Consider the following 21,124-nt stretch of genomic DNA (forward strand, 5'->3'; position numbering starts at 1 on the left):
CCAATCCAAAACCAGGGCAGACCAACACAAGGTAAGGATTCCAATCACTGGAGAAGCCCTATGATTCCGTCAAGGTTGACCGCTCTTGTCTTCACCGTCCTGCTCTGCCCCGCAGCCTTCGCTGCAACCGCGGCAGGTACCGGCCCTACCGATCCGACCCCTCCGCGAGCCCCCGCCATCAACAGTGCCCCCGGCATGAATACCGATGGCTCGGGTGTTCCGTTGATCAACCAGCCCCCAGCCACCGGCACTGATCCTCGCACGCAAGGCAGTGATCCCGGTCGCCAGGGCGGCATGAACACCCCGGATTCCCCTGCAACGCCAGACAACGCCGGCCCCGGCGTCGGCTCGAAAACCACCACCGGTGGCTCGGGTTCCGAAGGGTCCGGTCAGCAGTAGTTCGCCGACGCGAGCGTCCTATTCACATCCATGAAGAGGTAACCATGAACGTCGATAAAAACCTGGAAAAAGAAGTCCTCACCCGCCTGCTGCACGCTCACCCGAGTGGACTGGGCAAGGAGGTGCTGGACAATTACCGGGGCGAGAAAGTCGTGGCCAGCGCCCTCGCCGCTTTGCAGGAACGTGGACTGATTCACCATGGTCATGTGACCTGCAACGAGGCCGGCGAACATTCATTGCACCTGCCGATCAAGCTCAGTGCCGCCGGGGTTGAAGCGGCGCGCAAACTCGATAGCTGACACCGTCTGACCCTGTAGGAGCTGCCGCAGGCTGCTCCTACAGGGGCCTGTGATTGGCAAAGATGCAATGTGGGAGTTAGCCTGCTAGCGATAGCTATGGATCAGTCACCGCAGGATTCGCGGATTAACGCATCAACCTCAGCACTCCCCGGCGCAGTAGCCGGCCCCCACCGCGTCACCGCCAGTGCCGCCGCCGCATTCGCCCGCCGCGCCGCTTCATGGGCTGACAACCCTTGCGCCAACCCCGCGACAAATACTCCCGCATGGGCATCACCGGCACCATTGCTGTCCACCGCTTTCACGGCAAAACCCGGCACATGCCGACGCTCGCCACGCTGGTGAATCCAGCAACCCTGCGGCCCGTCGCGCACCACCATCAGCGCCTGCTTAGGCAGATGCTCGGCCAGACGATCCAGCGCCACGCCAATGTCTTCAGCCCCGGTAAACCGCAACGCCTCGACACTGTTGCTGGTCCAAACATCGATGCGCGGCAGCAATGCCTGCATCAACGGTGAATCCGGCGACTCCACCAGCGGCCCCGGATCGAACACCACGTTGATCGTGGCCGGCAACGCCAGTGTCCAGTCGAGCAACGGCTGAGCCTTGCCTTCATGCAACAGGCTGTAACCGCTGACGTAGACATAATCCCCGGCTTCGGCGGCGACGCTGTTCAAATCCTCGACCGTCACCTCACCTTCAGCGCCGATGTAGGAAATGAAACTGCGCTCGGCCGACGCATCGGTCAACGCGACACACAAACCGGTGTCGCGCAACGCAGGCGCGCTGATGCCAATGTGAATGCCTTCAGTGTTCATCGCCTGGCGCGCCAGATCACCGAAACGGCCCGTGCCATGGCGACCGAGATAAACCACCGGCAGGCCATTACGCACTGCCGCCGCCATTACGTTGAAGCCGCCGCCGGCCTCGAAACCGGCAGACTGCGCCAGCACGTCGCCGCCGATCTGCGGCAGTTTATCCACGGCCATGACCAGGTCGATGATGACCTGGCCGGTGTGCAACATCTTAGGCATGAGCATTCTCGGTTTGCGCGGCACGGCGATCTTTCGCCCCGCCCAGTACAAAGTAAATGCCACCGGCGACCACGAACGTCACGATCCAGCCGAGGCCGTTGTGGCCCAGCCACGAGTCGGACAGGAAGCCTTTGAACCAGACATTTTCCGCGGTGGTGCCGATGGTGGTGAAGCTGAAACCGAGCACGATAGCAATCGCCCACGCGCCGAACGCGCGCCACTCGACGCCGCCGCGATACCAGTAAGCGCTGGTCGGGCTGACATCGAGCAGGTCTTTCGGGCTGTAGTAGTGACGGTGAATCAAGTCGACCACGAAGATCCCGACCCACGCCGTGATTGGCACCGCCAGCAGGGAAATGAAGGTGATGAACGGGCCGTAAAAGCTGTCGGCGATCAACATGAAGTAGATCGAACCGGCGAAGATCGCGACGATGTCGACCACCACCGCGTAGACGCGTTTGACCTTCAGGCCGAGGGTCAGCGTGGTCAAACCGGCGGAGTACACCGAGAGGTTATTCGACAGCAGCAGACCGCCAAACGCGGTGATCAGGTATGGCACGGCCATCCAGGTCGGCAGCATGTCGCGGATCGCCACGATCGGGTCAGTCGCCGACGCGAGGTCGTTGTTGCCCACCGAGAGCAGGCCGCCGAGGGTGATCAGCAGCACCAGCGGAATGCCGGCGCCGAACGCCGCCGAGGCCACCAGACGCGCGGCTTTGACGCTGCGATGTTGATAGCGCGACATGTCGGCGCCCGCGTTGGCCCAGCCGATACCGGTGCCGGCGGCCATGGTGCCGATGCCGATGATCATTGCGCTCATCGGCGCAGGTGTAGCGTTGAACACCGCGCTCCAGTCGATGGTCGCGCAGAGGAAGCCGCCGACCAGAATGTTCAACGCGCCGAACACGTAGGTCGCCCACTTCTGGATCACCAGCAACGTGGCATGGCCGAGGCCAGAGACTGACAGGGTCAGCAGGACGAAAATCGCGATGAAGATCAGCGTCAGCACCGGCGTACTTTTCGCTTCAACCGGCGAGCCGAACAGGATCGAGCACAGCGACAACAAGACGAACGCGGCGGTGGTGGTGTTGACGGTTTCCCAACCCAGCCGCGACATCAGCGAGACCAGGGTCGGGCCGATGTTGCCGCGCACACCGAAGATCGCTCGCGACAGGGTCAGGCTCGGCGCTCGACCTCGACGGCCGGCGATGGAGATGATCCCGACCACCGCAAACGAACCGGCAGCGCCGATGATCGCGACGATGATTGCCTGCCAGATCGCCAGGCCGCGAAACGCGACCAGCGTGGCACCCAGCGGCAGGCCAAGAATGGAAATGTTAGCCGCAAACCAGACCCAGAACAGTTGCAGCGGATGCCCGTTGCACTCGGCTTCCGGGACCGGCTCGATGCCGCGGGTTTCCAGTTGCCCGGCGCTTTGCCCGACGTTTGATGAACTCATGAAAGTGCTCCTGTTGCCTTTTTTGTGTTTATGGGCAATTCAATAACCTGCACATCCCCTGTAGGAGCTGCCGCAGGCTGCGATCTTTTGACCTTGATTTTGTGGCGGGCTGAAGACTGTTGAAGATCAAAAGATCGCAGCCTCCGGCAGCTCCTACACAGGGGGTGCTCAGCGCAGAGTAAGGAGTCCTTGCACCAACGGTTCCAGCTCAAGAGCATTGACGGTTTTCACCGTCTCGATCATCGGCGCAGGCCAACTCTCAAGACCCAGGCAGGCCCCAAGCATTGCCCCGAGTATCGCGGCGATGGTGTCAGTGTCTCCGCCAAGACTGGCGGCCATGCACAACGCCTCAAACGCGCTCATCTCACCGACGGCCACTTGCTGCGCCAGCGCGAACGACACCACCACCGACTCCTGCGACGCCACCGAAGTGCCGATCACGTCGTAGAGCAGATCCGCCAGCAACGCTTTATCGCTGTCGACGCTGATGGTGCGTGCCCAACTGATGCGCGACGCGATGCGCCCACCGGCCACCCAGTGCCCGTGCGACTCCGCTTGCTGAGCAATCTGCTGACCGAGGTTCAACGCCTCACCCAGATCCATGCCATTAATGCCGGCGGAAACCACTGCCGCCACCGCCGCCGCACTGGAAATCCCCAGCGTGGTGTTGTGGGTCACCTGACAGGCCTGCACCACCGCCGCGATAAAGCGCTCGGGATCGGCAACGTCCGCCGCAATCCCCACCGGGGTGATGCGCATCGCCGCGCCGTTGGTGGTGCCGTAACGTCCGGCCTCTTCCGGTGAATGCCCGGCGAGGATCATTTCAATAGCGCGTTTGGTCGACGGGCCAAGCAAATCCTGCGAGCCCTTGGCCTGCATTTCGGCTTCCCATTCGATCAGCCGTTGCGCAAGGATCGCCGGCTCGATCCGGCCCTTGCCTTCGATCAACAATTCGCCAACCAGAATCGCCTGTTCGGTGTCGTCGGTGATCGAGCCTCTGGGCATGTTGGCGGCGATCGGTTGCAGCGGGCCAGCATCCTGCAGATCGGTGATCTGGCCGAAGCGGGCCTTGATCGTTTCGCGGTTCAGCGATTGCGTCGGCATGCCCAGCGCATCACCGAGGGCCAGGCCATAGAAAGCGCCAAGGGCACGGTTAAGCGTGGTCATTTTGATTCTCCAAATTGCAGGTGCATGCGGAAATGCACCGGGTCGAGCAGGCTTTCGACCTGTTCCATGAAACGGTTCTGCCGGTCGTAGGTGGTACGCAAGGCTTTGAGGAATACGGTGCCGACCGGACGGCCGAGCAGCTCGGCATCTTCGGCATTCAACGGTTCGGCGCCGATCCACTGATCGCCGCGTTCGCCAATGTAGCCGTAGGCGGCCAAGGTGATGGTCAGGGAATTATCGATCAGACCGACTCGCGGCAGGCTTTCCAGGCCGCCGGTGGCGGGCATCAAAGAACGTTCGAGGGACACCAGCGTGCCGTCGTTGGAACGGCGACGGCGGTCGAGGGTGATGAATTGGTCGGTGCCGAAACGCGACAGCAAGTCAGTCCGAGTCACGGCTTCCAGGCGCAACACTTCGGTATTGACCAGCGCCCCGCTGTCGGCCAGCGCCTGCGCCCAGCCGCTGCGCTGGTCGAGCACAACACCGTCAAACGTGACGATGGAGCCGACCCCGCTTTGCGTGGCAATGTATTTGCGCCGCTTCAGTTCGGCCAGCGCTTCGCGCAGCGTGCCACGGCTGACCTTGAATTCTTGAGCCAACTGATGCTCGCCGGGCAACAGAAAGCCGTCCTCCATGAGGCCGCTTTCGATGCGCCGGACGAGTTCGTCGACCACCCGTTGTTTCTTGTCAAATCGTACCTGTCTAATCATGTACAAATTGATAACCGAAACGGGGTTGTGTGGGCAAGAGATATTTTTTGGGAGTGATCACCCTCACCCTAGCCCTCTCCCGGAGGGAGAGGGGACTGATTGGGGGATGCTTCAGAGATACGCCGACCTGAGCGTGCTTTAACGAATCCACAATCGACTGGATTCTTCAGGTCAATGTAGAGCGCAAGACACCTCGGTCGGCCCCCTCTCCCTCCGGGAGAGGGCTGGGGTGAGGGGCTTTTGGTCTCAGCGCTGTTTCAGACGGTCAATAACCACAGCCAACAACAAAATCGACCCACGAATCACATACTGATAAAACGTATCGATATTCTTCAGGTTCATCGCATTCTCGATGATCGCCAGAATCAACACCCCGGCAATCACATGCCGAATCATGCCGATCCCGCCGCTCAGCGACACCCCGCCCAACACGCAAGCCGAGATCACCGTCAGCTCAAAACCCTGACCGATCATCGGCTGCCCGGAGGTCATCCGCGACGCCAGAATCACCCCGGCCAACGCACCGATCACGCCATGCACGGCGAAGATGATGATTTTGGTCCGATCAACGTTCACACCCGCCAGCAACGCAGCTTCCTGGTTACCGCCGATGGCCATGGTGTTGCGCCCGTAGGTGGTGTAGTTCAGCAACCAGCCGAAAAACAGGAAGCAGACGATGGTGATCAGGATCGGCACCGGCACGCCGAACAACTGGCCATTGCCGAAGACGAAGAACGATTCCTGCGACACGCCTACCGCTTTGCCGTTGGCAAAAATGTAGGCCAGACCACGGACAATCTGCATGGTCGCCAACGTGGTGATCAACGCATTGACCCGCAACTTGGCAATCACGATGCCGTTGATCAGCCCGACAATCAGGCCCATCACCAAAGCTGCACTGACGCCAAGGAACACGCTGTTTGTATCACGCATGACCACCGCCGCGACCACGCCGGCGCAGGCAATCACCGAGCCTACCGACAAGTCGAAGTGCCCGGACGCCAGGCAATACAGCATGGTGCACGCGGCAATCCCGGTGGTGGAAATCGCCAGGCCAAGGCCACGCATGTTCAGCGGCGAGAGAAAGTTGTCGATCAGCAGCGTGCAGGCCACGAAGATGCCGACGGCTGCCAACAGCATGACCCAGTCATCGAGGAAGCGCCGCATATCCAAAGGTTTGCGCTCGGTCGGCAGGGTTTCTTTCTGGGTTGTCATCATAGTCACCTCTCAGTTCGCCACGCCGTCAGCGCGGTGGCGTGGCAAAGCCAGTTGCAGCAGGTTGGATTCATTGGCCTGGTCACGGCTGACTTCGCCGCGCAGTGCGCCTTCGCACAGCACCAGGATGCGGTCGGAAATGCCCATCACTTCCATCAGGTCGCTGGACACCACGATCACCGAAATGCCGTCAGCGGCCAGGTTATGGATGATCTGGTAGATCTCGGCTTTGGCACCGATGTCGATGCCACGGGTCGGTTCGTCGAGCAGCAGGACTTTCATTGGCATCGACAACCAGCGGCCGAGAATGGCCTTCTGCTGATTGCCACCGGAAAGGAATTTGATCTGCTGGCCGGCGTGGGGTGTTTTGACTTTCAGCGCCTTGATCTGCTTCTCTGCGTTGGTCTTTTCCCAGAGTCCGCGCAACAGGCAACCGAGACCGGAGTGCGCGCCACGGGCGCTGATATTGATGTTCTCGGCGACGCTGGCCAGCGGAATGATCCCTTCCTTTTTACGATCCTCCGGGCACAGCAGAATCCCGGCAGCAATCGCATCGCGGGGTGAACGTAACTTCAGCTCATGGCCACGCAGTTCGAGGCGTCCGGCGGTATTGCGTTCCAGGCCACTGAGCAAACGAAACAACTCGGTGCGCCCTGCCCCGACCAGGCCGAACAGCCCGAGAATCTCGCCTTTGTGCGCCTCGAAACTGATCGGCTCGCGCAGGCCCGGCCCGAGTAAGCCGTCAACTTTCAGCGCCACCGCGCCGCGCGGGCGATTGCGATAATCGTAGATGTCCTGAATGTCGCGTCCGACCATGCAGGTCACCAGTTGATCGTGGGTCAACTGGCTCATGTCCTCGAAAGTACGCACGTAGCGACCGTCCTTGAACACGGTCACCGCGTCGCAAATGCGGAACACTTCTTCCATGCGATGCGAGACGTAGAGCACGACTTTACCCTCGTCACGCAAGCGCCCGATGATCGCCATCAAGCGGTCGATTTCTCGGGCCGAAAGGCTGCTGGTCGGCTCGTCGAAGGCGATGACATGGGCGCCGCGCGACAGGGCCTTGGCGATTTCCACCAATTGCCGCTGGCCAAGGGACAAGCGTCCGACCTTGGTCTGCGGATCGATTTCGTCGGCCAGGCCTTTGAGGCAGCTCAGGGCTTGCTGACGTAAAACGCCGCGATTGATCAGGCCGAAACTGGCGGGCAAGTGACCGAGAAACAGGTTCTCGGCCACGGTCATTTCGGGCACCAGATGCAGTTCCTGGTGAATCACCGCCACGCCGCTGCCGATGCTGTCGGCAGTCGATTTAAACGCCATCGTCTGCTCGCCGATCTGCAACTCGCCGCTGCTGGGGATGTAAGCGCCACCGAGGATTTTCAGCAGGGTCGATTTACCGGCGCCGTTCTCGCCCATCAAGGCGTGGACTTGGCCGGGATGGGCGACGAAGCTGATGCCGTCCAGCGCTTTCACGCCGGGAAAGGTTTTGCCGATCCCGTTGAAGCGCAGGCTGCCGCCAGCGTTGTGTTGTGTTGTTTGTACTTGCGCGTGCATTTAAGCCACCTCATCGCCGTGTTCATAACGGCCTGATCAAACGGCCCGGTTGCCCGGGCCGGCGTTGCCGTCAGTTCCACAAGCCGATTTTTTCCAGCTCTTGCTTGAAGTTCTCGCGGGTGATCAGGGTGACGTCGTCCATGGCGGTGTACTTCGGTGGCTCTTTGCCGGTGGTGACCCACTCGTACATCATCTCGGCGGTCTTGTAGCCTTCGATGTGCGGGCTCGGCAGCATCGAACCGTAGAAGCCGCTGTTGGGCTTTTTCAGTTCGCCGATGGCGTCGGTGCCGTTGATGCCGATACCGATCACGTTGGCCGCAGCAAACCCGGCGGCTTCGGTGGCACGTACGCCGCCGAGCACGGTGTTGTCGTTCATGCCGCCGATGATCAGGTTCTTCGCCGCACTCGGCAGTTTCACCAGCGCCGAGTTGGTCGCGTCCATGCTGCCCGGCACGTCGAGGGTTTTCAGGGCGGCGAAGAGGATGTGGTCTTTCGGCATGCCGGCCTCTTCCAGGGCTTTGACCGAGCCGTCGGTGCGCTTCTTGCCGGTGTCGAGTTCGTTGTAGGTGTTGACCACCGCGTAGGTGTCTTTCCAGTCCCAATTGCGTTTCTTCGCTTCGGCGGCCATCGCGGCGCCCTGCTTCTGACCGACTTCGAACGCGGCCATGCCGAGGTACGGCACGTCTTCCATGAACTTGCCGTTGGCGTCGACGAAACGATCGTCGACGGCAATCACTTTGAGGTCATTGAGTTTGGCTTTAGCCATGATGGCCGGGCCGAGGGAAACGTCCGGAGGGCAAATCACAAAGCCCTTGGCGCCGTTGGCGGCCAGGCTATCGATGGCCGACAACGTCTTCTCGCCATCCGGCACGGCGATCTTGATCAGTTCAAAACCCTTGTCCTTGGCGGCTTTCTCGGCGAAGGCCCATTCGGTCTGGAACCACGGTTCTTCGGCCTGTTTGACCAGAAAGCCGATTTTCACGGTATCGGCAGCGAGCAGCGCACTGCTCAGGCTGAATGCGCTGACCGCCAGCGCGGTAGTGCACAGGGTACGAATCCCGAAACGACGTTTCATAAGCTGACTCCTTGTTATTTTTTTTGAGCAATATTTGAAAAGCGTTAATGCGTTTGAAGCGTCTTACTGCAAAGCCTGTCGAAAATAGTCATATCGTATGATGATTGGATTTCAAGCGGACTTATCCGCCTGAAACCCGTTCGCTCAGTCGTGGTACATCACCGAGCGACCACCATCAATGGTGATGCATGAAGCGTTGATAAAAGGTGCTTCGTCACTGGCCAGAAACACTGCCGTCATCGCCACTTCCAGCGGCTGGCCAATGCGTTTCGGCGGATGCAGATCGAAGGCACGCTGACGCTCGGCGTGCGGGTCGGCGAAACCGTTCCAGTAATCAACGTTGAGTTGGGTTTCGATGTAGCCGGGCGCGATGGCATTGACGCGAATGCCCTTGGCCGCGTATTCGATGCCCAGCGCACGGGTCAGACCGAGCAGGCCGTGCTTGGCCACCGGGTACGGGAAGCAGCCGGGAATGATGTGTGAAGAATGGGTCGAGGCGATGTTGATGATGCTGCCGACGCCCTGCTCGATCATCTGCGGCAATACCGCTTTGCAACCGTACCAGGCGCCGTCCAGATCAATGGTGAAACAGCGATGCCAGTCTTCTTCGCTCATCTGCAGCGGATCACGGAACACGTTGACGCCGGCGCAGTTGACCAACACGTCGATGCGCCCATGCCGTTCGACGGCGAGTCTTGCCATGGCGTGGAGATCCTGCTGGCGCGACACATCTGCCTTGAGCGCCTGCACGTCCGCGCCCTGCTCGCGCCAGTGGGCGGCAACCTTCTCGACCTTCTCGACTTGAATATCGCTGATCAGCAGTTTCGCTTGCTGCGAGGCGAAGGCCGCGACGATGGCTTCACCGATGCCTTGGGCAGCGCCGGTCAGCAGCACGACTTTGTTTTTCAGGCGCTCACCCTTGGGCGGTGCGGGCACCGGCGGCAGGGAAAGAGGTTCAGCCATGAATCAGGACTCCTGTTCGCAAGCGCAAAAAAACCGGGCATCTGACGATGTCCGGTCTGGAAAGCGTTTGAAACAAAACAGGCAGGCGCCGATGACAGCATTGAGCTGTTGCGAGACGCCGACTCCGTTGAGGAGTGCGATAGAAATTCGCTGCATCACTTCACCTGTTTTGTTCTTTTTAAGTGTGAGTGCGTGTTACTGCTGGAGCCGACTATAAACCCGACCAGCAAATAATCTCAATATATAATTTTACATCCCATATTTTGGGATCTAACCCGCAAAACGCGTACAGAGCTTTCCTGCGACATCGACCCGCAATGACAGCACGGCGCCATCCAATGGATGGTTGAGCGGGCTCTGGGCGCTGGTGACGTACAGGGTTTTCAGATCTTCGCCGCCGAATACGCAACTGGTGGGTCGGCTGATCGGCAAATCAATCTTGCGATCGACTTTGCCTTCAGGCGTCAGGCGCAACAGGCAACTGCCATCCCAACGCGCGTTCCACACATAGCCTTCACTATCCATCGCCGAACCGTCCGGACCGCCCTGTTGATCGGGGCCGTACCAGATGTAAGCGGTGTCGAGATTGCCGTCGGTGTGAACGAAATAGCGATAAAGCGTGCTGTCGAGGCTGTCACCGAACAGCAGCGTGCTGCCGTCGTCGCTCCACAGCAGCGTGTTGGGAATCCCCAAACCGCGCAGCAGCGGCGTGACGCGTTTATCCGGATCAATACGGAACAGTCCACCCGAGCGGCGGATGATCGGCAGGTCTTCGCCCTGCTCGCCGATGTTGTTTTGCATGGTGCTGAGCCATAACCGGCCCAGGGCATCACAGCGAGCTTCGTTGGCGCGGTTGCCGGGTTGCGGATCAGCAACGCAGAACAGGGTCAGGCGCGGGTCGAGCCCCGGAGAATCGAGATCGAGGCGATAGACGCCACTGCTCAGAGTCACCAGCGCATCACCGCTGGCACAAGGAATGAACGCCGACACATGCTCGGGCATTTGCCAGATCTGCACGTTCTGGCCGATCAGGCGCAGGGCTTGCTTGCCAGCAATATCGACCCAGTACAGCGCTTGCGTCGGTGCGTCCCAGAACGGGCCTTCGCCGAGTTTGGCGCGGTGTTGGGTCAGTGCGGTCCAGGTCATGGCGATCCTTCTTTGTTGTTTTTAGTGTGTGGGTATTTAGCCGGCTTTTTTGTCAGCCATGACTTTGGGGTAAAAGCGTTTGATCGCCAGGTCCGCATTGTCGATCAGCGTCATGCAGGCCCATACGCCCCGCGCGGAATCGCGAGCGGCGATGGCGTCGGCCATGTCTTTGTGGATCGGCAAGGTGCGACGCAGTTCATCGGGGTCGGCGGCGGAGACTTCGAACGACACCGCAAGCAAGGCGCCCAGGGCCGGGACCATTTGTTCGATGAACTGATTGTGGCTGGCAGCGAGAATGCATTCGTGGAACGTCTGGTCGGCGCGGTTGTAATCCTTGCTGCTGTCGACCGCCCGCTCCAGCGCGTTATAGGCCAGTTGCACCGCCTCGATCTGCTCGAGGGTCGCTCGCTCGCAAGCCCAGCGCACGGCCATGGGTTCGATGGTGCGGCGCAAATCAAGCAGGTCATCAACGAAGTTTTCCGGCAGGCCGTTGCGCGACAGCCAACCGACGACTTGCGGATCGAACAGATTCCAGCGCCGCACCGGCAAGACGCGAGTACCGACTTTTGGCCCGACTTCAAGCATGCCTTTGGCGACGAGGGTTTTGATGGCTTCGCGGATGACCGTGCGGCTAACCCCGAGCTGTTCGCCCAGATCGGCCTCGACCTTGATGGTCTGCCCAGGTTTCACCTGACCAGCGGCGATCCAACTGCCGAGCCAGTCGACCGTTGACGCATGAAAGCTGCTGGACATGAACACCTCAAAGCGGATCGCGATGGGTGCCTACGCTAATCATCATACGATTGAGTGTCAACGACAAAAAAGATCGCAGCCTTCGGCAGCTCCTACAGGAGATTGCATTCCAAATGTAGGAGCTGCCGAAGGCTGCGATCTTTTAGGGCTCCAAGCCGATGCGGAAGAACTCGCCGCTGCTCCAAACCCCAAGCCAGCGCTGGCCATCGATTTCGCGACTGACCGCCAATTCCACCAGTTGATAGAACACATTGCGGTGGATCAGCGCTTCGAGGTTGGTGCGCACGTGCACATACGGCGCTGGCTCTTGCGTGGCAGGATCAATCTCGACGCGGATCGGATGCTCGGGCCCCGCCTCGGCGGTTTCGTCGACGTTGGTGGTAAAACGCAGCACCTGCGCCTCGCCCTCGCCTTCAACCTCCACGGCAATCGCTACAAACGGCGCGTCGTCGACTTTGATCCCGACCTTTTCGACCGGGGTAATCAGGAAATAATCATCGCCGTCGCGGCGGATGATCGTGGAGAACAATTTGACCATCGGCTTGCGCCCGATCGGCGTGCCCAGGTAATACCAGGTGCCGTCTCGGGCGATGCGCATGTCGATGTCGCCGCAGAAGTCCGGATTCCACAAGTGCACCGGCGGCAGGCCTTTGGTTTTGGGGATCTGTCCCAACAGGTCATTGGCTTTTTGCGGGCCACTCATGGCGTACTCCTTGGCTTATTGGTCGCCGACCCCCAACAGGCTGCGTGCATATTGAGCAAGCGGAGGGCCGATCAGGTCTTCGGGTTTGTTGTCGTGGAACGTCAGTAAACCGCCACGACTCTTGATACGTGCAGTATCAATCAAATACTGGGTGCTGGTCTCGATCAACATGATCTGAATCACGCCGCCATCGATGCCCAGGCGATCCACGTACTCCTGATCGAGCCATTCATCGGAGTTACCAATGCGGTCGTCGGCTTTGGCGAAACGCGTGTACAGCAGGTAATGAGCACCCGCATCGCGGGCTTCACCCATTGCCTGATCAAGGCCTTCGGGCGCACGCGCGCGACGGACCATCGGGAAATACTCGACAAAACCCTTGAAGGCTTCCTCTGCCACCACGTTCGGTCGCGGATACGAACCACCCGGTGGTGCAAAGGCGCCCTGCGCGATGTAGATGAACGAGTCCGGCTGAATGCGGAAGTTGTTCACGCGGCGGCTGTCGCTGTGATCCAGCAGCCCCGCGTCGCTCATGTGGTAGCGAGTGCCTTCGGCCATATCGCTGACATTCATGCAGCCGCCAAGCGCCAAAACGGCCAGCAGCAAAACCAGGCTACGCATCCTCATCCTCCAGAAGCCGGTGACGGAAAACCGGCGAATGGCCGTTGAATGCAGCTTTTGCGCCAGCTCGTGGGTATGGCGAATGCGGTTCTTCAGCCGCCGATGATTTTCATGACCGTCGCGCCGCCAGAGAACGCCACTTCCTGCTTGTCACCCAAGGCTTTGACCAGCAGCCTTTGCAGCGCCGGCAGCGCTTGATGACGTGGTTTGTCCAGCAGATCGCCGACGTAATGGCGATTGCTCGACGACAGGCAACCGTGCAACCAACCGGTCGACGACAAGCGCAACCGCGAGCAAGTCCGGCAAAACGGCACGCTTTCGTTGGCAATCACGCCGAAGTTACCCAACCCGGGAATAGAGTAACGCACGGCCGTGGCGTCCACGGGCGCATCGGTTTGCGCGTACTCATAACGCTCGCCAATCAGCTCCAGCAACTGTTGCAGACTGACAAACTGTTGCAGGAAGGCATTGGAGTCTTTGGCCAGGTGGCCCATGCGCATCAGCTCGATGAAACGCAGTTCAAATCCACGCTCAAGACAGTAATCAAGCAGCGGCATCACCTGATCGAGATTCTGCCCGCGCAACGGCACCATGTTGACCTTGATCTTCATTCCGGCCGCTGCGGCCTGATCCATGCCGTCGAGCACTGTGGCCAGGTCGCCGCCACGGGCAATACTGCGAAACGCACTGGCGTCGAGAGTATCGAGGGAAACATTGATCCGGCGCAGACCGGCGTCTACCAGCAGCGGGAGCTTTTTGGCGAGCAGCTGACCATTGGTGGTCAGGCTGATGTCGTCCAGCCCCATCTTGCCGACGGCGGTCATGAACGATTCGAGTTTGGGGCTGACCAGCGGCTCGCCGCCGGTAATACGCAGGCGCTCGATGCCTGCGGCTTCGATCAGATAGGCCACGCCGCGTGCCATGGCTTCGGCCGACAGTTCATCCTGCGCAGCGACCAGCCGCTTGCCGTTGGGCACGCAGTAGGTACAGGCGTAATTGCAGGCTGAGGTCAGACTGATCCGCAAATTGCGAAAACGCCTGCCTTGACGGTCAACGATCATGATCACTCCGGCGATTGAAAATCGAGCCGCTAAAACTTGACTCACAAATCAAGTTTTAGCAAGCCCTATGCCTGAGTATATTCCTGCGGTACTGCGCCATGTAGCGAAATCATGGCGCAATAAGGGAAGTGAATGGCTCAGCTGCTCGGCGTTTCCGGGTCGCGCTTGCGCTTGTTGCCCATGCGCACACCGATATCCATCAGGAACTGGAAGAAACCTTCCTGATCTTCCAGCACATTGCTCCAGAACGGCGAGTGATACAGCGCCACTGCGCCGTGCACCAACGCCCAGGAAGCGCAATAGTGGAAATACGGCGGCACATCTTCCAGCTTGCCTTCGCTGATGCGGCCCTTGATCAGCAAGGTGAGGCGTTCGAAATTCGAGGCACGGATCTTGTGCAGCTCCTCGACCATCTCCGGCACCTGATTGCCCTTGACCACCTTTTCTTCGAGGCGATCAAACAGGCGATAACGCTGAGGGTCACGCATGCGGAATTCGAAGTAGGCGCGGGACAGCGCTTCCTTGTCCTTATCGACATCGGCGGAATGCAGCAGCTCGTTCAAATCGCGCTCGTAATCGAGCATCAGGCGCAAATAGATCTCGGCCTTGGACTTGAAGTGCTTGTAAATCGTGCCTTTGCCGATACCCACGGCATCAGCAATCATCTCGACGGTGACACTGTCTTCACCTTGGTCGAGGAACAGCTTGAGCGCGGTATCGAGAATTTCTTGCTCGCGGCGACGAAACTCACGGACCTTACGAGGTTCTTTGTGCATAAGAAAAGGTCTGAAGGGTCAAAATTCGAAGCCGCGTATTATGCCTAACTTGCGCAAAAATGCACGGATCATCCGACCATATCTGTGTTTCTTGTTCGTTTTGGGAACGTTTTGGGTGCAATGAGAACTCAACTGAAGCGAACGTATTCCAAATTTGTTTAAAAACCCCGACCGGCTAACTGGACTGCACGCCAGACTGATCAATACTTGAACTGTCGGGCGGCATCTCCCCCAAGTGCCGCGCCGATAAAGGTACCAAAGGACCGCGTGCCTTTGTTTTACTCCTAATGGTCTTAACCCGGATTCACCCCCCAGAACCCGGGTTTTTTTTGCCTGCGATTTAGCCTTTTACATGGGCCAACGGGAACAACCGCTTGAAGTTCTCGGTGGTCTGCTCGGCAAAACGCTCATAGTTTTCGCCGCGCAGCATCGCCAGAAACTCGGCCACTTCGCGCACATATTGCGGCAGGTTCGGTTTGCCGCGATAAGGGATCGGCGCCAGATACGGCGAATCGGTCTCCACCAGCAGGCGATCCGCAGGGACTTTGCTCGCCACATCGCGCAAGGCGTCGGCATTGCGGAACGTGACAATGCCCGACAGCGAAATGTAATAACCCATGTCCAGCGCTGCTTTGGCCATGTCCCAGTCTTCGGTGAAGCAATGCAGTACGCCGGCCTGGGGCAACGCCGCTTCACGCAGCAGCTCAAGTGTATCGGCGCGGGCGCCACGGGTATGGATGATCACCGGTTTGCCGGTCTGCTGCGCCGCTTGCAGGTGCAGGCGGAACGACGCCTGTTGCAGCTCGGCGGCTTCCGGCTCGTAGTGATAGTCCAGACCGGTTTCGCCGATCGCCACCACTTTCGGGTGATTGAGTTCGTGCAGCAACCAGTCCAGCGCTGGCGCCGCGCCGGGCTGCACATCCAACGGATGCACCCCGACCGAACAATCGACGTCTTCGTATCGGTCGGCCAGGGCTTTGACGTCAGCGGCGTTGTCGGCGCTGACGCCGATGCACAGAAAGTGCCCTACCCCGCGCTCGCGGGCGGCATCGAGTGCAGCATCCAGCGAGCCGTCATGGACGGCGAGGTCGAGGCGATCAAGGTGACAATGGGAATCTACGAGCATAAAAGAGACTGCAACTTACATCGTATGAGTGGGACGGTCGGATTTGAGGGCTCCGGCCAGATGGGTTTCGATGCGACTGCGCGCGGTGTTGTCGCCATCGTTGAACTGCACGCCGACCCCCGCTGCGCGGTTGCCTTGCGCACCTTTGGGGGTAATCCAGGCGACTTTACCAGCGACCGGAATCTTCTCCGCCTCGTCCATCAGGTTCAGCAACATGAACACCTCATCGCCCAACTTGTAGCTTTTGTTGGTCGGGATGAACAGACCACCGTTCTTGATGAACGGCATGTAGGCCGCGTAAAGCACTGACTTGTCCTTGATGGTCAGGGACAAAATGCCGTTGCGCGGCCCCGGGCTGACGGGTTCATTCATGTTGACCTCCACTGCTGATGTTCAGAGTCTAGGTACACATTCTTATCTTTGGCCAGGCAATCCTGCCCATTGCACCAACAACGCTTCCAGCAGCAACGCCGGATTAAGGTTGGCCTTGCTCATGACTTTCTGCCGTTGAGCGAGAATCCAGTCCTGAATATCGAGCACTTTACCCTGCGCACTTTTCTGCGCGAGATACTGCACCACCTTGCGCATGTCGGTCAGACCGAGCCCGGCTTCATCCTGAGTCAGTTGATAACGCAGGATCAAGCTCGACCAATCGCAGAACCAGTCGAACAGCCGCAGCATCGGAATGCTTTTCCACTCTTCGGCCAGTTGCGTCGGCGATTGCTGCTGCTTGAGCAGCTTCTTCACCCCTTCAACTACCTGCGCACGCTGTTCGCGAACGCCTTGGGACTGAAGGCTGACCGCCGCCAGTGGCGAACCGGCTGCCAACGTCAACAGCTCGACACGCTCCTCTGCCGAACATTCCGGCAGCGCCTGCGCCAGCCATTGCAGGCTCATGGCCTCGCCCGGCAGCGGACAGGCCTGCTGCACGCAACGGCTCTTGATCGTCGGCAACAAACGGCTCGGCTGGTGACTGACCAGCAACAGCACGGTATCGCCGGAAGGCTCTTCAAGACTTTTGAGCAAGGCGTTGGCGGCGTTGATGTTCATCGACTCCACCGGCTCGATCAATACGACCTTGCGACCGCCCAGTTGCGCGGTCTGCACCACGAAACTAACCAGATCGCGCACCTGATCGACCTTGATTGCCTTGTCGGCTTCTTCCGGCTCGAGGATGTAATTGTCCGGATGGCTCCCGGCCCTGAGCAACAGACAGGATTTGCATTCGCCGCACGCTTCGGGCGTGGGCCGCTGGCACAGCAGACTGGCCATCAACCGCTCCGCCAATGCCCGTTTGCCGATCCCGGCCGGGCCATGCATCAGATAGGCATGTGCGTGCTGCTTACGTCCGGCCAGTTGCTGCCAGAGGCTGTCTTGCCATGGGTAGGCCTCAGCCACGGGCCAGCTCCAGCAAATTCGGGAGCAACGTATCCAGCGATTGCTGAACCTTGACCAATGGCTGACCGGCGTCGATCCGCACATAGCGCGCAGGATCGGCTTCAGCCCGCTTCAGGAATGCGCTACGCACCGCTTCAAAAAATGCCCGGCCTTCCAGCTCGAAACGATCGAGACGACCACGAGCGCTGGCGCGAGCCAGACCGATTTCTACCGGCAGGTCGAAAATCAGGGTCAGGTCCGGGCGCAGATCACCTTGTACAAAGGTTTCAAGCGCGGCGATCCGCTCCAGCGACAAACCGCGGCCACCGCCCTGATAGGCGTAAGTGGAATCAGTGAAACGATCGCACAACACCACCGCACCGCGTGCCAGTGCCGGGCGGATTACTTCAGCCAGATGCTGAGCGCGCGCGGCGAATACCAGCAACAGCTCAGTGTCCGGGTTCATGACTTCGTCGGCCGGGGCCAGCAGCACGTCGCGAATCCGCTCGGCCAACGGTGTTCCGCCGGGCTCGCGGGTCAGCACCACTTCGATACCGGCGGCGCGCAGGCGCTCGGCGAGGTATTCGCGGTTGGTGCTTTTACCGGCGCCTTCCGGCCCTTCCAGGGTAATAAACAAGCCAGTCACAGGCAGTCCTTAATCAAAGTCATTGCGTGTTTTGTGGTGCTGCTGCGTCCGGTGCAGGTTCCTGGGGAGGAACCGATGGCAGCGACTCTGGCGCAGTATCCGGTGATGCCGCTGGAATCGCTTCCTCATTGGCCGGAGCCGCTTCAGGCGTCGTCACTGGCGCCGGGCTTGAGCGGTAATCCGCACGTCGCTTGAGTTGGAACTCTCGCACCGCGCTGTTATGGGCATCGAGGTCGTCAGAGAACACATGGCTGCCGTCGCCACGAGCTACAAAATAGAGACTGCTACCTTCCACCGGGTTCAGCGCGGCATGGATGGCTTCGCGCCCGACCATCGCAATCGGCGTCGGCGGCAAACCAGGAATCACATAGGTGTTATACGGCGTCGGCTCCTTGAGATGAGCGCGGGTCAACTTGCCGGTGTAGCGATCACCCAAACCGTAGATCACGGTGGGATCGGTCTGCAACTGCATACCAAGCGCCATCCGGCGCACGAAAACCCCGGCAATCTCACCGCGCTCTTGCGGCACACCGGTTTCTTTCTCGACCAGCGAGGCCATGATCAGCGCTTGATAGGGTTCCTTGTAAGGCGCATCGACGGAGCGCTTTTCCCACTCCTTGGCCAGCACTTCATCAAGACGATCAAAAGCCTTTTTCAGTAGTTCGGTATCAGAAACTCCGCGCACGAAACGGTAGGTATCAGGGAAGAAACGACCTTCCGGGAACAAGCCCTTGTGGCCAATCTTCGCCATCACGTCACTGTCGCTCAAACCATTGAGGGTCTGCTCGATCTTTTCATCTTTCGCCAAAGCGGCGCGCACCTGATGAAAATTCCAGCCTTCGACCAAGGTCAGGCTGTACTGCACCACGTCGCCACGCTTCCACGAATCGATCAGTCCATTGACGGTCATGCCGGGTTGCATGCGGTATTCACCGGTGTGGATCGGCGTACCGGCAAGATTGAAACGCCAATAGACCCGAAGCCAGAAAGCGTCCTTGATGACGCCATCGGTTTCAAGTTCGAGGAAAGTACGGGTCGGTGTGGAGCCTTTCGGCACATCCAGCAGTTCTTCCTGCGTGATGTTCAGAGGCTGTTCCAGTGCGGAGTGAATCTTCCAGGCGCTGGCGCCCAACAACAGCCCTGCCAGAACCAGTCCGGTTTCCAGCAGCAGCAAAAGTTTACGTCTCACGAATCAGGCATCCAGTAGGGCGCGGGAAATGGTTTGCAGTTTACGGGTGAGCGGGCCAACCGGCCAGCTCAGTGCAGCGTAGGCACGTACCGGCCAGACGCCATACACGCTGTTGCAGACAAACACTTCATCGGCCCATTGCAGTTGATCAAGGCTGATGTCGGCGATTTGAGTGGGGATGGCCAATGACTCGGCCTGAAACAATATTTCTGCGCGCATCACACCAGCGACACCGCAACGCTTCAGATCGGGCGTGACCAATACACCATCACGCACCAGAAACAGATTGCTGAAAACACCTTCAATGACCCGACCAGCCTGATCGAGCATCAAGCCTTCGGCGTGTTCGCTGTCTTGCCATTCGGCGCGAGCGAGCACTTGTTCCAGTCGATTGAGGTGTTTGAGTCCAGCCAGCAAAGGTTGTTTGGACAATCGCGTGCTGCACGGAAACAGGCGAACGCCCTGTTCGGCATGGACGGCGGGATAAGCGGCGGGTGGGTTGCCTTGCAGAATGCGTCGGCCCGGCGCCGCGGGATCGGGTGCATAACCGCGCAAACCGTCGCCACGGGTGAGGATGAGCTTGAGCACACCCTCACTCATCGCTGCCGCGTAGCTCAGCAGCTCCTGGCGAATCAGTTCGATATCGGTCGCAATGGCCAGACGCGTGCAGCCATCGGCCAATCGCATCAGGTGTCGATCCAGCAATAACGGTTGGCCGCCACGCACGGCGATGGTCTCGAACAGACCATCGCCGTAAGCCAGGCCGCGATCTCTCAGCGACAGAGCGTCAGCCGGTTGACCGTCGACCCAGCTGTCCATCAGCCCGCGAACCGACGGAACGCCAAGGTGCCGTTGGTGCCGCCAAAACCGAAGGAGTTGGAGAGCACGACATCGATGTCCATGTTGCGCGCGGTGTGCGGCACAAAATCGAGATCACAGCCCTCATCAGGCTCTTCAAGGTTGATGGTCGGTGGTGCCACCTGACTGTTGATCGCCAGTACGCTGAAGATCGCCTCGACTGCGCCCGCCGCACCCAACAGGTGACCGGTCATGGACTTGGTCGAACTGACCGCCAGCTTGTAGGCGTGATCGCCAAACACCGACTTGATCGCGTTGGCTTCGGCGAGGTCGCCGGCCGAGGTCGAAGTGCCGTGCGCGTTGATGTATTGCACTTGATCGGCGTTGATTTTTGCATCGCGCAGCGCATTGGTGATGCAACGAGCCGCACCGGCGCCATCGGCGGGTGGCGAAGTCATGTGGAACGCATCGCCACTGGTGCCAAAACCGATCAGCTCGGCGTAGATGGTCGCGCCGCGGGCCTTGGCGTGCTCAAGTTCTTCGAGCACCAGAGCACCAGCACCGTCGGACAACACAAAGCCGTCACGGCCCTTGTCCCACGGACGACTGGCGCGAGTTGGCTCGTCGTTGCGGGTCGACAGCGCACGGGATGCGCCGAAGCCACCCATACCCAGACCGCACGCGGCCATTTCGGCACCGCCGGCGATCATCACGTCAGCTTCGTCGTACATGATGTTGCGCGCTGCCATGCCGATGCAGTGCGTACCAGTGGTACACGCTGTGGCGATGGCGTAGTTAGGCCCCTGTGCACCCAGATGGATGGACAGGAAACCGGAAATCATATTGATGATCGAGCCTGGCACGAAGAATGGAGAAATTCGACGCGGGCCCGTCTCATGCAGAGTACGGCTGGTTTCTTCGATGTTGGTCAGACCGCCGATCCCCGAACCCATGGCCACGCCAATGCGTTCACGGTTGGCGTCAGTGACTTCCAGACCGGCATTGCGTACGGCTTGAAAGCCTGCCGCGAGACCGTACTGAATGAACAGGTCG

23 protein-coding genes are annotated in these 21,124 nt (G+C 59.6%); 2 read left to right on the forward strand and 21 right to left on the reverse strand.

Features of this window, described 5'->3' with window-relative positions; all coding sequences use genetic code 11:
• Nucleotides 1–60 precede the first annotated feature (60 nt).
• Both ACIOVB_RS20525 and ACIOVB_RS20530 read left to right on the forward strand, forming a co-directional pair.
• Entirely contained in the window at nt 61–399 is a 339-nt protein-coding gene (locus ACIOVB_RS20525; protein WP_401270833.1) for a hypothetical protein, read from the forward strand.
• Nucleotides 400–443: 44 nt separating this feature from the next.
• Entirely contained in the window at nt 444–698 is a 255-nt protein-coding gene (locus ACIOVB_RS20530) for a hypothetical protein (RefSeq protein ID WP_123453211.1), read from the forward strand.
• Between the two features lie 101 nt (nt 699–799).
• Here ACIOVB_RS20530 and ACIOVB_RS20535 read toward each other — a convergent pair whose 3' ends face one another.
• The 21 genes from ACIOVB_RS20535 to fabF all read right to left on the reverse strand — a co-directional run.
• Nucleotides 800–1,729: a PfkB family carbohydrate kinase gene (locus ACIOVB_RS20535; protein WP_401270837.1), complete on the reverse strand. Its 930-nt coding sequence runs from the start codon at nt 1,727–1,729 to the stop codon at nt 800–802.
• Nucleotides 1,722–3,188, reverse strand: coding sequence for a purine-cytosine permease family protein (locus ACIOVB_RS20540; protein ID WP_401270840.1), 1,467 nt, complete (start codon nt 3,186–3,188; stop codon nt 1,722–1,724). The genes ACIOVB_RS20535 and ACIOVB_RS20540 overlap by 8 nt, the downstream gene beginning before the upstream one ends.
• A gap of 168 nt (nt 3,189–3,356) precedes the next feature.
• Complete coding sequence (locus ACIOVB_RS20545) at nt 3,357–4,355, reverse strand: ADP-ribosylglycohydrolase family protein (RefSeq protein ID WP_401270843.1); 999 nt, start codon at nt 4,353–4,355, stop codon at nt 3,357–3,359.
• The gene (locus ACIOVB_RS20550) at nt 4,352–5,065 is read right to left on the reverse strand and encodes a GntR family transcriptional regulator (protein WP_187677779.1); all 714 of its coding nucleotides are present in this window, start codon (nt 5,063–5,065) and stop codon (nt 4,352–4,354) included. The genes ACIOVB_RS20545 and ACIOVB_RS20550 overlap by 4 nt, the downstream gene beginning before the upstream one ends.
• Before the next feature lie 246 nt (nt 5,066–5,311).
• The gene (gene araH / locus ACIOVB_RS20555; RefSeq protein ID WP_103306713.1) at nt 5,312–6,280 is read right to left on the reverse strand and encodes an L-arabinose ABC transporter permease AraH; all 969 of its coding nucleotides are present in this window, start codon (nt 6,278–6,280) and stop codon (nt 5,312–5,314) included.
• Nucleotides 6,281–6,292: 12 nt separating this feature from the next.
• Nucleotides 6,293–7,837: an L-arabinose ABC transporter ATP-binding protein AraG gene (araG, locus tag ACIOVB_RS20560; RefSeq protein WP_401270846.1), complete on the reverse strand. Its 1,545-nt coding sequence runs from the start codon at nt 7,835–7,837 to the stop codon at nt 6,293–6,295.
• 70 nt (nt 7,838–7,907) lie between these two features.
• Nucleotides 7,908–8,912 carry a substrate-binding domain-containing protein gene (locus ACIOVB_RS20565; RefSeq protein WP_187677781.1) on the reverse strand — a complete coding sequence of 335 codons (1,005 nt, stop codon included), beginning with the start codon at nt 8,910–8,912 and terminating at the stop codon, nt 7,908–7,910.
• Between the two features lie 144 nt (nt 8,913–9,056).
• On the reverse strand, nt 9,057–9,875 hold the full coding sequence (locus tag ACIOVB_RS20570; RefSeq protein WP_401270849.1) for an SDR family oxidoreductase: 819 nt from the start codon (nt 9,873–9,875) through the stop codon (nt 9,057–9,059).
• Nucleotides 9,876–10,145: 270 nt separating this feature from the next.
• Nucleotides 10,146–11,021 (reverse strand): SMP-30/gluconolactonase/LRE family protein, encoded by an 876-nt coding sequence (locus tag ACIOVB_RS20575; RefSeq protein ID WP_401270852.1) that lies wholly within the window; start codon nt 11,019–11,021, stop codon nt 10,146–10,148.
• Nucleotides 11,022–11,057: 36 nt separating this feature from the next.
• Nucleotides 11,058–11,774 carry a FadR/GntR family transcriptional regulator gene (locus ACIOVB_RS20580; protein ID WP_187677784.1) on the reverse strand — a complete coding sequence of 239 codons (717 nt, stop codon included), beginning with the start codon at nt 11,772–11,774 and terminating at the stop codon, nt 11,058–11,060.
• Nucleotides 11,775–11,916: 142 nt separating this feature from the next.
• Entirely contained in the window at nt 11,917–12,477 is a 561-nt protein-coding gene (locus tag ACIOVB_RS20585; RefSeq protein WP_187677785.1) for a DUF1285 domain-containing protein, read from the reverse strand.
• A gap of 15 nt (nt 12,478–12,492) precedes the next feature.
• Nucleotides 12,493–13,098 carry a DUF4823 domain-containing protein gene (locus ACIOVB_RS20590; protein WP_187677786.1) on the reverse strand — a complete coding sequence of 202 codons (606 nt, stop codon included), beginning with the start codon at nt 13,096–13,098 and terminating at the stop codon, nt 12,493–12,495.
• A gap of 92 nt (nt 13,099–13,190) precedes the next feature.
• A complete protein-coding gene (locus ACIOVB_RS20595) occupies nt 13,191–14,159 on the reverse strand; it encodes a GTP 3',8-cyclase MoaA (protein ID WP_401270856.1) in 969 nt (322 codons plus the stop codon).
• Nucleotides 14,160–14,296: 137 nt separating this feature from the next.
• A complete protein-coding gene (locus ACIOVB_RS20600) occupies nt 14,297–14,935 on the reverse strand; it encodes a TetR/AcrR family transcriptional regulator (RefSeq protein WP_007908276.1) in 639 nt (212 codons plus the stop codon).
• Nucleotides 14,936–15,275: 340 nt separating this feature from the next.
• Entirely contained in the window at nt 15,276–16,061 is a 786-nt protein-coding gene (locus ACIOVB_RS20605) for a TatD family hydrolase (RefSeq protein WP_401270858.1), read from the reverse strand.
• Nucleotides 16,062–16,076: 15 nt separating this feature from the next.
• Nucleotides 16,077–16,433, reverse strand: a complete 357-nt coding sequence (locus ACIOVB_RS20610) for a PilZ domain-containing protein (protein WP_007950801.1) — start codon at nt 16,431–16,433, stop codon at nt 16,077–16,079.
• Between the two features lie 42 nt (nt 16,434–16,475).
• Nucleotides 16,476–17,459: a DNA polymerase III subunit delta' gene (locus ACIOVB_RS20615; protein WP_187677789.1), complete on the reverse strand. Its 984-nt coding sequence runs from the start codon at nt 17,457–17,459 to the stop codon at nt 16,476–16,478.
• Nucleotides 17,452–18,084 carry a dTMP kinase gene (tmk, locus tag ACIOVB_RS20620; protein ID WP_187677790.1) on the reverse strand — a complete coding sequence of 211 codons (633 nt, stop codon included), beginning with the start codon at nt 18,082–18,084 and terminating at the stop codon, nt 17,452–17,454. The genes ACIOVB_RS20615 and tmk overlap by 8 nt, the downstream gene beginning before the upstream one ends.
• 19 nt (nt 18,085–18,103) lie before the next feature.
• Complete coding sequence (gene mltG, locus ACIOVB_RS20625; protein ID WP_401270861.1) at nt 18,104–19,273, reverse strand: endolytic transglycosylase MltG; 1,170 nt, start codon at nt 19,271–19,273, stop codon at nt 18,104–18,106.
• Between the two features lie 3 nt (nt 19,274–19,276).
• Entirely contained in the window at nt 19,277–20,092 is an 816-nt protein-coding gene (gene pabC, locus ACIOVB_RS20630) for an aminodeoxychorismate lyase (RefSeq protein ID WP_401270864.1), read from the reverse strand.
• Nucleotides 20,092–21,124, reverse strand: a 1,033-nt coding sequence (fabF, locus tag ACIOVB_RS20635; RefSeq protein ID WP_401270867.1) for a beta-ketoacyl-ACP synthase II, incomplete at its 5' end; no start/stop codon positions are given. The genes fabF and pabC, both read right to left, overlap by 1 nt.

The sequence above is a fragment of the Pseudomonas sp. NPDC087639 genome (genome assembly GCF_044743385.1).
GTDB lineage: Bacteria > Pseudomonadota > Gammaproteobacteria > Pseudomonadales > Pseudomonadaceae > Aquipseudomonas.